Origin of the sequence: Paraburkholderia sediminicola, from assembly GCF_046027355.1 — a bacterium.
GTDB classification, from domain to species: domain Bacteria; phylum Pseudomonadota; class Gammaproteobacteria; order Burkholderiales; family Burkholderiaceae; genus Paraburkholderia; species Paraburkholderia sediminicola_B.
In genome coordinates this window covers 80,407-94,030 of sequence record NZ_JAQQEK010000014.1, presented here as the reverse complement: position 1 = coordinate 94,030, position 13,624 = coordinate 80,407, and the positions used below count along the sequence as shown (strand labels likewise).

The 13,624-nt window shown below is 63.0% G+C and carries 12 protein-coding genes; 5 read left to right on the top strand and 7 right to left on the bottom strand.

The window, feature by feature from the left end; translation table 11 throughout:
* Positions 1-56: 56 nt before the first annotated feature.
* Entirely contained in the window at positions 57-938 is an 882-nt protein-coding gene (locus PQR42_RS23805; protein ID WP_408205300.1) for a polyprenyl synthetase family protein, read from the bottom strand.
* Complete coding sequence (locus tag PQR42_RS23800; RefSeq protein WP_007178839.1) at positions 935-1,243, bottom strand: exodeoxyribonuclease VII small subunit; 309 nt, start codon at positions 1,241-1,243, stop codon at positions 935-937. The genes PQR42_RS23805 and PQR42_RS23800 overlap by 4 nt, the downstream gene beginning before the upstream one ends.
* 285 nt (positions 1,244-1,528) lie before the next feature.
* Here PQR42_RS23800 and PQR42_RS23795 point away from each other — a divergent pair, with 285 nt between their 5' ends.
* Positions 1,529-2,635, top strand: coding sequence for an aromatic ring-hydroxylating oxygenase subunit alpha (locus PQR42_RS23795; protein ID WP_408386930.1), 1,107 nt, complete (start codon positions 1,529-1,531; stop codon positions 2,633-2,635).
* Positions 2,636-2,790: 155 nt separating this feature from the next.
* The gene (locus PQR42_RS23790; RefSeq protein ID WP_408386931.1) at positions 2,791-3,660 is read left to right on the top strand and encodes a sulfurtransferase; all 870 of its coding nucleotides are present in this window, start codon (positions 2,791-2,793) and stop codon (positions 3,658-3,660) included.
* A 114-nt stretch (positions 3,661-3,774) separates the two neighbouring features.
* Here PQR42_RS23790 and PQR42_RS23785 read toward each other — a convergent pair whose 3' ends face one another.
* The 3 genes from PQR42_RS23785 to polA all read right to left on the bottom strand — a co-directional run bounded on the left by PQR42_RS23785 (position 3,775) and on the right by polA (position 9,006).
* Complete coding sequence (locus tag PQR42_RS23785; protein WP_408386932.1) at positions 3,775-4,647, bottom strand: dienelactone hydrolase family protein; 873 nt, start codon at positions 4,645-4,647, stop codon at positions 3,775-3,777.
* Positions 4,648-4,749: 102 nt separating this feature from the next.
* On the bottom strand, positions 4,750-6,099 hold the full coding sequence (locus PQR42_RS23780) for an NAD(P)/FAD-dependent oxidoreductase (RefSeq protein ID WP_408205304.1): 1,350 nt from the start codon (positions 6,097-6,099) through the stop codon (positions 4,750-4,752).
* Between the two features lie 165 nt (positions 6,100-6,264).
* On the bottom strand, positions 6,265-9,006 hold the full coding sequence (gene polA / locus PQR42_RS23775; RefSeq protein WP_408493823.1) for a DNA polymerase I: 2,742 nt from the start codon (positions 9,004-9,006) through the stop codon (positions 6,265-6,267).
* A 1-nt stretch (position 9,007) separates the two neighbouring features.
* On the opposite strand from polA, the gene PQR42_RS23770 reads away from it, so the two are divergent.
* Positions 9,008-9,751, top strand: a complete 744-nt coding sequence (locus PQR42_RS23770; protein WP_106282655.1) for an LOG family protein — start codon at positions 9,008-9,010, stop codon at positions 9,749-9,751.
* Between the two features lie 42 nt (positions 9,752-9,793).
* On the opposite strand, the gene PQR42_RS23765 is transcribed toward PQR42_RS23770, so the two are convergent.
* Positions 9,794-10,711 carry a transcriptional regulator GcvA gene (locus PQR42_RS23765; protein WP_408205306.1) on the bottom strand — a complete coding sequence of 306 codons (918 nt, stop codon included), beginning with the start codon at positions 10,709-10,711 and terminating at the stop codon, positions 9,794-9,796.
* A 97-nt stretch (positions 10,712-10,808) separates the two neighbouring features.
* Here PQR42_RS23765 and PQR42_RS23760 point away from each other — a divergent pair, with 97 nt between their 5' ends.
* Together PQR42_RS23760 and PQR42_RS23755 are read left to right on the top strand one after the other, a co-directional pair.
* Positions 10,809-11,378 carry a chromate transporter gene (locus tag PQR42_RS23760; RefSeq protein ID WP_408386934.1) on the top strand — a complete coding sequence of 190 codons (570 nt, stop codon included), beginning with the start codon at positions 10,809-10,811 and terminating at the stop codon, positions 11,376-11,378.
* Positions 11,375-11,905, top strand: coding sequence for a chromate transporter (locus tag PQR42_RS23755; RefSeq protein WP_408205308.1), 531 nt, complete (start codon positions 11,375-11,377; stop codon positions 11,903-11,905). Before PQR42_RS23760 ends, PQR42_RS23755 begins: the two co-directional genes overlap by 4 nt.
* Before the next feature lie 59 nt (positions 11,906-11,964).
* Here the strand turns inward: PQR42_RS23755 and PQR42_RS23750 are convergent, their stop codons facing one another.
* On the bottom strand, positions 11,965-13,491 hold the full coding sequence (locus PQR42_RS23750) for an AMP nucleosidase (protein WP_408386935.1): 1,527 nt from the start codon (positions 13,489-13,491) through the stop codon (positions 11,965-11,967).
* Between the last annotated feature and the right edge of the window lie 133 nt (positions 13,492-13,624).

Genomic DNA, 13,624 nt, shown 5'->3' with positions numbered 1-13,624 from the left:
CCCGCACTTCATACATGCGCCTCATAACGGAAGCGCGCGGCGGCGGGCTTTCGCGTTCAGCTAACCCGGTTCACCACCAGGTCGGCCAATTCGGCAAGACGCTGCGCGCGTGCGCCGAACGGCGCCAGCGCGGCGTGAGCGTCGCTGCGCAACTGCGCTGCGAGCGCGCGCGATGCGTCGAGCCCAATAATCGACACGTAGGTCGGCTTGCCGTCCTTCGCGTCTTTACCTGCCGTTTTGCCGAGCGTCGCCGAATCGGTCGTGACGTCGAGAATATCGTCGACGACCTGAAACGCGAGGCCGACAGCGGCCGAATACGCATCGAGCGAACGCATGGCGTCCGCGTCCGGCGTTTCGCCCGCCAGTGCACCCATGCGCACCGCGGCGCGCAGCAAGGCGCCGGTCTTCATGCGGTGCATGGTTTCGAGTTGCGTGCGCGTCAGCGTGTGGCCGACGCTCGCCAGATCGATGGCCTGCCCGCCGCACATCCCGATCGAGCCACTCGCCAGCGCCAGTTCGCGCACCAGCGCGGCCTGCTGCGCCGGGGCCAGAACATCCGACGTCAACGCGACGAATGCCTGCGATTGCAGCGCGTCGCCGACCAGCAATGCCGTCGCTTCGTCATATTTCACGTGTACCGTGGGCTTGCCGCGACGCAGCGCGTCGTCGTCCATGCACGGCATGTCGTCGTGCACGAGCGAGTACACGTGGATCATTTCCAGCGCCGCCGCCGCCGCGTCGAGGCACTCGGCGCGCGCGCCGGTCAGCTCGCCGGCCGCGTGGCACAGCAGCGGGCGAACCCGCTTGCCGCCGCCGAGCACCGCGTAACGCATGGCTTCATGCAGCGTGGCGGGCGCGGTTGCCTCGGTCGGCAGGTAATGTTCTAGCGCCGTTTCGACGCGCTCCAGTACCGAGCGCATCCATTGTTCGAATGTCATAGGTCGTCCCCGCTTTCAGTAGCGGCTGTGCCTGCGGTATTCATGGGCAGCGGCTTGAGCGTCTCGCCGTCGAGCACGCGCACCTGCTGCTCGACTTTCTCGAGCTGCTGCTGGCAAAACGCCACGAGGGCCGCGCCCCGCCGGTAGGCGGTGAGCGATTCCTCGAGGCTGAGATTGCCGCTTTCCATGCGTGCAACCAGCCCTTCCAGCTCCGCCTGGGCGGCCTCGTAATTCTCGGGCAGCGGCGTGGTGTCGACGCCTTCGGCTGGCGTGGCAGCAGTATCTTTCGACGCGGTCTTCGCCATGAATAGTCGCAAAATTAAAACAAGTCGGACATTCTACGGCAAAAGCGATATTTCCGAGCCGCCCGCCGCCCTACGCCCGCCTTCCCGCTCCGCGCCGTCCTAGCAGTCTCGCAGAAAAAAAACGATCGGTCTGCGGCGAAAAAGCCGAACTTTCCTGAGATTTTTGACCCAAATCAGGCACTTAACGGCCCCAAACAAGGGGAAACGGGTATAATCGCGGGCTCCCTAAATCGAATCTTCGATGGTTGGGTTGTTCACTGCTTTCACGTCTTCACGGGAGTGGGAATGTCCAATCTGAGCAATGCATTGCAGTTGCGGTCTGTCCACAGCCAGCTGCCAGTCACGGCTTACTTTGACGAAGCGCTTCTAACGCGCGAAATCGAAACCCTTTTCAAGAAAGGTCCTCGTTACATCGGCCACGATCTCATGGTGCCCGAAGCGGGGAATTATTTTGCTTTGCCGAGCGAGAGCGAAGGGCGCGTGCTCGTCCGTAACCAGCAGTCGCAAGTCGAACTGCTGTCGAACGTGTGCCGCCACCGGCAAGCCATCATGCTCAACGGCCGCGGCCAGACGGAGAACATCGTCTGCCCCCTGCATCGCTGGACTTACGACCTGAACGGCCAGCTCCTCGGTGCACCTCATTTTGCGGATAACCCCTGCCTGAATCTCGGCGCCACGCCGCTGCAGAACTGGCAAGGCCTGCTGTTCGAAGCGCAGGGGCGCGACGTCGCGCGCGATCTGGCGCGCCTCGGCACCAAGGAACACTTCGATTTTTCGGGCTTCATGTTCGATCACGTCGAAGTGCACGAGTGCAACTACAACTGGAAGACCTTTATCGAGGTCTATCTGGAGGACTATCACGTCGCGCCGTTCCATCCGGGCCTCGGCAGCTTCGTCAATTGCGACGACCTGACGTGGGAGTTCGGCGAGTGGTACAGCGTCCAGACGGTAGGCGTGCACAAGGATCTGGAACAGCCGGGCAGCCCGACGTACCGCAAGTGGCACGACGAAGTGCTGCGCTTTCGCGGTGGCAATCCGCCCGAATTCGGCGCGATCTGGATGGTGTACTACCCGGGCATCATGATCGAGTGGTATCCGCACGTGCTGGTGGTGTCGTGGCTGATTCCGCGCGGTCCGCAGAAAACCACCAACGTGGTGGAGTTCTATTACCCTGAGGAAATCGCGCTGTTCGAGCGTGAGTTCGTCGAAGCCGAGCGCGCCGCCTACATGGAGACGGCCCGCGAAGACGACGAGATCGCCGAACGCATGGACGCCGGCCGCCGCGCGCTGATGAATCGCGGCGAATCGCAGGTCGGCCCGTATCAGAGCCCGATGGAAGATGGCATGCAGCACTTCCACGAATTCCTGCGGCGTGAACTCGGTACGATCTGATCGGCGCTTGATTAGATTCTTCAGGCAGCATCAACGCGTGGAAAGACGGGCTTCGGCCCGTCTTTTTTTGTTTAGACTTACAAGATAGCTCGGCCATCCGCAGGCGGCGCCAAACCGCCGAACGGAGCCGCCATCGCCCGCATCGAGGAGACGTCATGCCCCACACTCACTACACCACTCTGATTTCCGCGACCAATCTCGCGGAACGGCTTGCCGCCGCGCCGGGCAGCGTGTTCGTCATCGATTGCCGCTTCGATCTGGCCGACACGGAAGCAGGCGAAAAAGCCTATCTGGCCGGGCATCTGCCGGGCGCGCATTACCTGCATCTCGATCGCGATCTGTCGGGGCCGAAGAACGGTCACAACGGCCGCCATCCGCTGCCGGATCGTGCGCGGCTGGTGGAGACGCTGGAGTCGCGCGGCCTGAAGCAGGGCCAGCAAGTCGTCGCCTATGACGCGCAAGGCGGCATGTACGCCGCCCGTGCATGGTGGCTGCTGCGCTGGCTCGGTCACGACGCCGTCGCGCTGCTCGACGGCGGCCTGCAGGCATGGGAAGCCGTCGGTCATCCGCTGACGCAGGACGCGCCGGCCCAGAACACCGGCGACTTCAAGGCAGGCGCGCCGCTGTCCGTCACGGTCGATGCGCAAACGGTCGAGCGCAATCTGGGCTCGAAGGAACGCGTGGTGGTTGACGCGCGCGCGGCCGACCGTTATCGCGGCGAGAACGAGACACTGGATCGCGTCGGCGGCCACATTCCCGGCGCGCTCAACCGCTTCTTCAAGGACAACCTCACCGCCGACGGCCGCTTCAAGCCGGCTCATACGTTGCGCGAGGAATTCCACGCGCTGCTCGCCGACACGCCGCCGGAACACGTGGTGCTGCAATGTGGCTCGGGCGTGACGGCATGCGTGAATGCTCTCGCGATGGAAGTCGCCGGCCTGCATGGCGCGGCGTTGTATGCGGGATCATGGAGCGAGTGGAGTTCCGACCCGAAGCGGCCCATCGCGACGGGCCCGAATCCTTGAGCGCACCAACGAAAGCCACAGCACCTGGTTAGCAAAAAGGCCGTTGCCACCCGAAAGCGGCAACGGCCTTTTTTATCGCAAGCGAGGGAGCGCGGACCGCCTCAAGCCGCAGCCTCAAGCCACCCCATGCTGCTTGAACCACACCAGCACGCGGCGCCAGCCGTCCTCGGCATCGGCCTTTTTGTAGCTCGGCCGGTAATCCGCGAAAAACGCGTGGCCCGCATCGTCATACACGACGAACTGCGAACCACGTCCCGCTCGCGGACCTTGCGCGATGGCCTGCTTCATCTGTTCGAGCGTGTCCTGCGGGATGCTCTGATCCTGCAATCCGTAAAGCCCAAGCACCGGCGCATGAAGCTGCGCGACCTGATCGAGCGGATTCGCCGGCATCAGCGCGTTTTTTGTGCCCGTTACCCGTCCATACCAGGCGGCACCCGCCTTCAGCCGCGGGTTATGTTCGGCGTACAGCCATGCAATCCGCCCGCCCCAGCAGAAGCCGTTTATCCCGAGCCGGTTCAGATCGCCGCCGTGCTCGCCGGCCCAGGCGACGGTGGCATCGAGATCGCCCATCACCTGCTCATCCGGCACCTTGCTGACCACTAGCGCGCTGATCTGCTGCATGCTCGCATGACCGGTTGGATCGCCCTGCCGCTCAAACAGATTCGGCGCGATCGCGAGATAGCCCTGCTTGGCGAAACGCCGGCACACGTCGGCGATATGCTCGTGCACGCCGAAAATCTCGTGCACGACGATGATCACCGGCAAGTGCGTCTTGCCCCTCGGCTGCGCGCGATACGCCGGCACCAGCGTGTCGCCGGAGCGCACCGCGATTTCTCCGGCTTCGAGGCCGTCAGTATCGGTATGAATGGTTTGCGCCGAGACCGGCAGCACGGCGGCGGCGAAGCCAGTGCCGAGCGCGGCCTTGATGAAGGTACGCCGGTTGAAGGGGACGTGCGGGACAAGGCTGTCGATGTCGGGTTTCAGCATGCGGCACTCCTCGGTTGAACGTTGGAGGCAACAGGATACGCCTGACACGCATCCTGTTGCACATGCAACGTTCCCGAGCGCCGGCCGGCGCATCAGCGCACGTCAGTGCAGCTTGACCCGCGGCAGCGTGGTGCGGCGCAACCAGTGCGCGAAGGTATCGAGCACCATCCGCGCGTAGCCGTGCAACGCGGCGATATGCAGCCGGTACAGCGACATGTACATGAAGCGCGCGAACAGCCCTTCAATCAGCATATTGCCGCCGATCACCCCGCCCATCAGATTACCGACCGCGCTGAAATGCCCGAGCGACACCAACGACCCGAAGTCGCGATAGGTGAACTCCGGCAATGGCTTGTTTTCGAGCCGTGCTGCCAGCGCCTTCATCAGGAAGCTCGCCTGCTGGTGAGCCGCTTGCGCGCGCGGCGGCACGTTGCGCTCGTTGCCAGGCCACGGACAGGCGGCGCAATCGCCGAGCGCGAAGACGTTGTCGTCGGTTTCGGTCTGCAGCGTGCGGCGCACGATGAGCTGGCCCAGCCGGTTGACCGGCAGGCCGTCGAGCTCGCTCAGAATCGCCGGCGCCTTGATGCCGGCCGCCCACACCGTCAGATCGGCGCGCACGGTTTTGCCGCTCGCGGTGCGGATCATGCCGGGCGCGACTTCGGCCACGGTTTCGCCGATCATCAGCTTCACGCCGAGCTTGGTAAGCAGTTCGGCCGTGGCGGTCGAAACGCGTTCCTGCAAAGCCGGCAGAATGCGCGGCCCCGCTTCGATCAGTACGATGCCGACGTCATGCCGCGGATCGAGCTTATGCAGGCCGTATGCGGACAGGACCTGCGCGGTGTTGCGCAATTCCGCCGACAGTTCCACGCCCGTCGCGCCGCCGCCGACAATCGCCACCTGAATGCGCGGCTCGCCGGTAGACGCCACGCCCGGCGTCGATTCGACGGGCTCATGCACCTGATGCTCAGCGCGCATGCATGCCGCGATCAGGCGTTTACGAAAACGCTCGGCCTGACTGACCGTGTCGAGTGCGAGGGAAAATTCAGGCGCGCCTTTGACGCCGAAGAAGGCGGTCGTGCTGCCGATCGCGATGATCAGCGTGTCGTATTCGAGCTGGCGTTCGGGCAGCAGCTCGGCGCCGTCGTCGTCGAGCACGGTGCCGAGCGTGAGGCGCTTGTTCGCGCGGTCCAATCCCGTCAGTTCGCCCTGCTGAAATTCGAAGCCATGCCAGCGCGCTTGCGCGGCATATTCGAGCTCCTGCGTGAACGGGTCCATGCTGCCCGCCGCCACTTCATGCAGAAGCGGCTTCCAGATATGAGTGGGGTTGCGGTCGACGAGCGTGACCTGTGCCCGCACACCGCCCTTGCTCTTGTGGGGTGCATAGCGATCGCCCAAACGCGTCGCCAGTTCCAATCCCCCCGCGCCTCCGCCAACGACGATAAAACGATGCATGGAACTCTCCGTGTTTGCCGATGGGTTATGCGTCGTGCGGCGCCCGTGCAATTTCACATGAGCGCCGTCTTTCAGCGATTGTCCGCGAGCAGCACGGGTTGTCACAAGCCATCAATACACATGTGTGACATGCGCACGACGATATCGCGTCCCGTCACACGCACGTCAATGCGCTTCTTCCCAGTTCAGGCCCGCGCCCACTTCGGCGACCAGCGGCACTTTCAGGTCAGCGACACCGCACATCAACTCGGGCAAGCGCTTGCGCACGTCGGACAATTCCGCGTCCGGTACTTCGAGAATCAATTCGTCGTGCACCTGCATGATCATGCGCGTGCCGATCTTCGACGCTTCGATCCAATCCTGCACGGCGATCATCGAGAGCTTGATCAGATCGGCGGCCGTGCCTTGCATCGGCGCGTTGATCGCGGCGCGCTCGGCGGCCTGACGGCGCGGACCATTGCCGCCGTTGATCTCCGGCAGCCACAGGCGGCGGCCAAACACCGTTTCGACGTAACCCTTGGCCTTGGCGCTCACGCGCGTTTCGTCCATATAACGCGCCACGCCCGGATAACGCGCGAAATAGCGGTCGATATAAAGCTTCGCGGCGTCGCGCGTGATGCCGAGGTTCGCGGCGAGACCGAACGAGCTCATGCCGTAGATCAGACCAAAGTTGATGACCTTGGCCACGCGGCGTTGATCGTTCGAGACTTCGAGCGGCGTCACGCTGAAGATTTCCGCCGCGGTGGCGCGGTGAATGTCTTCGCCCTGCGAGAACGACCGCAGCAACGATTCGTCGCCGGAAATGTGCGCCATGATGCGCAATTCGATCTGCGAATAATCCGCGGAGACCAGCTTGTGTCCGGGCGGTGCAATAAACGCTTCGCGAATACGGCGGCCTTCGCCGGTGCGCACGGGAATGTTCTGCAGGTTCGGATCGTTCGATGCCAGGCGCCCCGTGACCGCCACGGCCTGCGCATAGTTCGTATGCACGCGGCCCGTGGTGGCGTTGACCATGCGCGGCAGCTTGTCGGTGTAGGTCGATTTCAGCTTCGACAAGCCACGGTGTTCGAGCAGGATCTTCGGCAGCGGATAGTCTTCGGCGAGCTTTTGCAGCACTTCTTCGTCGGTGGACGGCGCGCCGCTCGGCGTTTTCTTGACCACCGGCAGTTCCAGCTTCTCGAAGAAGATCTGCCCGATCTGCTTCGGCGAACCCAGATTGAATTCGCCGCCGGCCAGCACATAGGCTTCGCTTTCCAACTGGATCAGACGCGTGGCGATTTCGCTGCTTTGCTGGCGCAGCTTCTCCGCATCGATCAGCACGCCGGTGCGTTCCATCTTGCGCAGGACACGCGATGTCGGCAGTTCGATCGCGCGATACACGTACTCGAGTGTCTTCTCCGCGGTCACTTGCGGATACAGCGCCTGGTGCAGCCGCAAGGTGATGTCGGCGTCTTCCGCCGCGTATTCGGCGGCCTTGTCCAACGCGACTTCGTCGAAGCCGATCTGCCCCGCGCCCTTGCCTGCGACCTCTTCGTACTTGATCGTCTTCACGCCGAGATGGCGCAGCGCGAGGCTGTCCATGTCGTGCGTGCGATGCGATTCGACCACGTAGGATTCCAGCAGCGTGTCGTGTTCGACACCGCGCATTTCAATGCCGTAGTTCGCCAACACCTGCTCGTCGTACTTGAGATGCTGACCGACCTTCTTGTATTCGGCGCTTTCGAGCCACGGCTTCAGCTTCGCAAGGACTTCGTCGCGCGGCAATTGCACGGGCGCGTCCGGGCCGCGATGCGCGAGCGGCACATACGCCGCCCGGCCGGCTTCCACCGACAGCGACAGGCCCACGATCTGCGCAGTCATGGGGTCGAGCGACGTAGTTTCCGTATCGAACGAGGTGAGTTCAGCCGCGTTGATCTTCTCGAGCCACGCGTCGAATTGTTCCCACGTCTGCACGGTGTCGTAATGACGCTCATGATCCACGGACAAAGCCGGCGGCACATCTGTTTCCGGACCTTCCACGGCGTCCGCGATTTCCACTTCGCGCAGCCACGTCTTGAAGCCGTGGCGCGTGAACACGTCGCGCAACTCCTCGCGCGATTCCGGCCGGCTCTGCAGGCTTTCCTCGATCGACACGATATGGTCGGTCATATCGCAGTTGCGCTCGACAGTGACGAGTTTCTTCGCCATCGGCAGAAAATCGAGCGCTCTGCGCAGATTGTCTCCTACCGCACCTTTAATTTCGTCCGCATGTGCGACGATGCCATCCAGCGACTCGAATTGCGTCAGCCATTTGATCGCTGTTTTCGGCCCGCATTTCTCGACGCCGGGCACGTTGTCGACGGTATCGCCGATCAACGACAGGTAGTCGATAATGCGCTCCGGCGGCACGCCGAACTTGGCGAGCACACCGGCGCGGTCGAGCGTTTCGTTAGTCATCGTATTGATGAGGGTGACATGATCCGACACAAGCTGCGCCAGATCCTTGTCACCCGTCGACACGATCACATTCATGCCACGCTTTTCCGCTTCGGTGCTGAGGGTGCCGATCACGTCGTCGGCCTCGACGCCTTCTATCATCAGCAACGGCCAGCCGAGCGCGCGCACGGCCACATGAATCGGCTCGATCTGACGCGAGAGATCGTCCGGCATCGACGGGCGATTCGCCTTATAGTCGGGATACCAGTCGTCGCGAAACGTTTTGCCCTTGGCGTCGAACACGCACGCGCTATACTCTGCTGTGACTTCCTTGCGCATGCGCCGCAGCATGTTGATCATCCCGTAGAGCGCACCCGTCGGACCACCGTCGGGGCTGCGCAGATCCGGCATCGCATGGTAGGCCCGGTACAGATAACTCGAACCGTCGACCAATAGCAGGGTCTTACCTTCAAGGCTTCGTTCTTCAGGCATTATGACTAAGAGAAAAGTGATTCCGAGTCTGCGATCACTCGCAGATCAAGAGCGCGCAACGGCCAAAAAGGCCCGCGCATCGTGGCAGATGTTCACGATTATGGCAGAGTTTATCGAGGCGACCGAGTACCTCTCGGAGATTCGTCCGGCTGTCAGCATCTATGGTTCAGCGCGTCTGAAGCCGAACTCGCCCTACTACAAACTGGCCACGCAAATTGCCCGCAAGCTCTCGGATGCCGGCTTCGCCGTGATCTCGGGCGGCGGCCCGGGCATCATGGAAGCGGCCAACAAGGGCGCTCATGCTGGCAAGGCGCCTTCGGTCGGCCTGAACATCGAGTTGCCGCACGAGCAGTCGGGCAATCAGTGGCAAGACATCTCGTTGCGCTTCCGTCATTTCTTCACGCGCAAGGTCACGTTCGTGAAGAACTCGGACGCGGTGATCGTGATGCCCGGCGGCTTCGGCACGCTGGACGAACTCGCCGAAGTGCTCACGCTGATCCAGACCAAGAAGTCGCGCCATGTGCCGATCATTCTGGTGGGCGCCGAGTTCTGGGAAGGCCTGCTTGCGTGGTTCAAGAACTCGCTCACGCCAATGGGCCTGATCAATCCGACCGACATGGACCTCATGCAGGTCATCGACGATCCGGACCAGGTGCTCGAAGCGGTGCTGAAGTTCTATGAAGACCGCGAAGAAACCGAGCCGCAGCCGACCAAGTCGGATGAAGACCGGATGTTCTATCTGTGAGGCTGCCGCTTCGCGCCGTGGCGCGAAGTGAACACGCGCACGCTAACGGGCAGCCTCGAGGCTGCCCGTTTCCGTTTCATCGGTTTGATCGCCTTGCGCTTGCAGCCATTCGCAGAACTGCGCCACTAGCGGCGCATCCGCGACCTCGCGCCTCGCCACCCACCAATAGCCGCGCGCGTCGATACGCGGACCCGCCAGCGGCACCACGAGCCGTCCCGATGCCAGCTCATCCGCCAGCAAGGGCAACGGACCGAGCGCCACGCCGAGACCGTCCACCGCAGCCTGCAAGGCCAGATAGAAGTGATCGAATGATTGCTTCTTCCGGCATTTCACCGTCACCCCAGCCGCCGATAACCAGTTGCGCCAGGCGTCCGGACGCGTATCGGAATGCAGCAGCACGTGCCGCGCGAGATCGTCGGCGACCTTGATCGGCGAGCGTTGCAATAACGTGGGACTGCACACCGGAATCTCCGTCTCGCCGAGAAAATGGCCGCTCGCGCAGTTGGGCCAATGCGCGGGACCGCGCCGCACGGCGACGTCGAAGCCGTCCAGCGTCTCGACCGGCGCGTTCGAGGTCGCCAATCTCAACTCCGCATTCGGCACCTTGCGCTGAAACTGATGCAGGCGCGGCAGCAGCCATTTCATCGCGAAGGTGGGCAACGCATTCACGCGCAGCACGCGGATGACACCGGTGTCGCGCAATTGATCCGTCGCGAGCGCGATGCTGTCGAACGCAGCCTGGACGGTGGACAGGTAGCGGCGCCCGTCGTCGGTCAGGCGCACGCGCTTGCCGCGACGCTCGAACACCTGCACGCCGAGCCACGTTTCGAAAGCGGCGACTTGCCGGCTGATTGCACCGTGCGTCACATGCAATTCGTTCGCCGCGGCGGTGAAGCTCTCATGCCGCGCGGCGGCTTCGAAGGCGCGAAGCGCCGGAAAAGGAGGAAGGTTTCGTGCCATGCTTGTGATTCTAGATCACAAGGCGGCGCTCAAAAATCGTTTTGCTCGACGCCGGTTCGGCGCTAACCTCCTGAGCTTGAACTGGAAGCTAACCGATATGGACCACGATCTCACCTCGTCCGAGCCCGTGCTGGCGCCTACGCCCACATTGCGGGAAATCTTCGGCGGCTTTCTCGGCCTCGGGCTGATCTCCTTCGGCGGCGCACTGCCGCTGGCGCGGCGCGCATTGGTCGAACAACGCCGCTGGCTGAGCGCCGACGAGTTCACCGACTTGCTGGGCCTCTGCCAGTTTTTACCGGGCGGCAACGTGATCAATCTCTCGGTGGCGATGGGCATGCGCTTTCGCGGCGTGCCGGGCGCGCTGGCCGGCCTGCTCGGACTGATCGCGGGACCGTCGCTGGTGGTGATCGGCCTCGGCGTGCTGTACGAGCACACGCAAAACGACCCGCACGTTCGTCATCTGTTTGCCGGTCTCGCCGCCGCCGCGGCGGGCCTGTTGATCTCGATGGCCGTGAAAATCCTGCTGCCGCTGCGGCATAGTCCAATGGCCGCGCTCATCGCGGCACTCGGCTTCATTGCGATTGCGATCATGCGGCTGCCGCTTCTGCCCACCATGCTGGTGCTGACGCCGCTCAGCATCTATATCGCGTCGAGGAGCGCACGATGAACGAGACGCTCATCGCTCTCGCCGTTATTTTCAGTCAGCTTTCGCTGCTCGCGTTCGGCGGCGGCAACACGATTCTTCCGGAAATGCAGCGTCAGGTGGTGGATGTGCATCACTGGATGCCGGCCAGCGAATTCAGCGCGCTGTTCGCACTCGCGCAAGCCGCGCCGGGGCCGAATCTGATGATCGTCACGCTGATCGGCTGGCACGTGGCCGGTTGGGCCGGCATGCTGGTGACGTCGGTGGCGAAGTTCGGGCCGTCGTCGCTGGTGACGATCCTCGCGATGCATGCGTGGGAGCGATTCAAGGACCGCCCATGGCGGCGCCACGCGCAGTTGGGACTGGTGCCGGTGACCGCTGGCATCATCGCGGCGAGCGCGGCGCTGATTGCCGAGGCGTCGAACTCGACCGCCATCGCGTGGGCGATCACCGGGTTCACCGCTGCCATGGCGATGAAGACGCGCATTCACCCACTGTGGCTTCTGGCGGTCGGCAGCTTGATCGGACTGACCGGCTTCGGGCAGCTTTGACTTTGATCGAGCAGGAGCGAGCCGAAGCGCCGCCCGCTCTTGCCTGTCAAAAAAACCGCTTACTGAAACGCGACTTCCGCGAAGCTGCGCAGCTTGCGGCTATGCAAACGATGCAGCCCGTTCATCCGCAACAGCTCCATCGCCTTCACGCCGATCTGCAGATGCTGATCGACCTGCGCGCGATAGAACTGATCCGCCATGCCGGGCAGCTTCAATTCGCCATGCAAGGGCTTGTCCGACACGCACAGCAAGGTGCCGTAAGGCACGCGGAAACGGAAACCGTTCGCGGCGATCGTCGCGCTCTCCATGTCGAGCGCAACCGCGCGGCTTTGCGAGAGCCGCTGCACCGGCTCACGATGATCGCGCAACTCCCAGTTGCGGTTGTCCACACTCGCCACCGTGCCCGTACGCATCACGCGCTTCAGTTCGACGCCGTCCAGTTGCGTGACCTGTGCGACGGCGCGCTCCAGCGCCACCTGCACTTCGGCAAGCGCCGGAATCGGCACCCACAACGGCAGGTCGTCGTCGAGCACGTGATCCTCGCGCACATAGCCGTGCGCCAGCACATAGTCGCCGAGGCGCTGTGTATTGCGCAGGCCCGCGCAGTGGCCGAGCATGATCCACGCATGCGGACGCAGCACCGCGATGTGATCGGTAATGGTCTTCGCGTTCGACGGCCCGACGCCAATATTGATCATCGTGATGCCGCTGCCGTCCGCGCGCTTCAGGTGGTACGCGGGCATCTGCGGCAGACGCGGCGGCGCCGTGCCTTCCTGCTCCTGTTCGCCGAGATTCGCGTTGTACGTGACCACGTCGCCCGGCTCGACGAACGACGTGTACTCGCTGCGATAGGCGCGCATTTCTTCGTCGTCGGTATGGGCCATCATCGTGCGGCCGAGTTTGACGAACTCGTCGATATAGAACTGGTAGTTCGTGTACAGCACGTAGTTCTGGCAATGCGTGGGCGAGGTCGCCGTATAGTGCTTCAACCGATGCAGCGAGAAATCGACCCGCGCCGCCGTGAACAGCGCAAGCGGATGCGGCTCGCCCGGCAGCGGTTCATACGTGCCGTTGACGATGCGGTCATCGAGCAGCGCCAGGTCCGGCGTGTCGAATACATCGCGCATCAGGAACAGGCGCTCGCGATCCAGATCGCCTTCGAGGTGGATGCCTTCGGCGAAAGCGAAATGAATCGGAATCGGCTGATCCGACACGCCGACTTCGATCTGCACGTGATGATTCTTCGCCAGCAGGCGCAATTGCTCGCGATAGTAGTTGCCGAACAGATCAGGGCGCGTGACGGTCGTCTCGAACACGCCCGGACCCGCGACGAAGCCATACGAACGGCGCGAGTCGATATGCGTGTTGACCTCGGTGCACACCCGCACGAACGGATAGCAGGCGCGCACCCGGCGTTCGAACAATTCGTTGCGGCGATAACGCGCGAAGGCGTCGCGCAGAAACGAAGTGTTCGCTTCGTAGATCGCCGAGAGGCGGGTGACGGCCTCGGTAGCGTCATCGAAGGATTCGGTTGGGAAGCTGTTGGCGGGAGTCTGCACCGCGCGTTGATTGGTATCGTTGTTCATCTTCATTCGCCTCTAATGATGAGGCCACATTACCACGGAACCGTTGCTCGCCAAATCACCTGGCGGTGCTGCAACACACGTTGCGGCACCGCTCGCAAGATTGCGCGCACGCCGCGCGAAAGCGGCGCAAAAT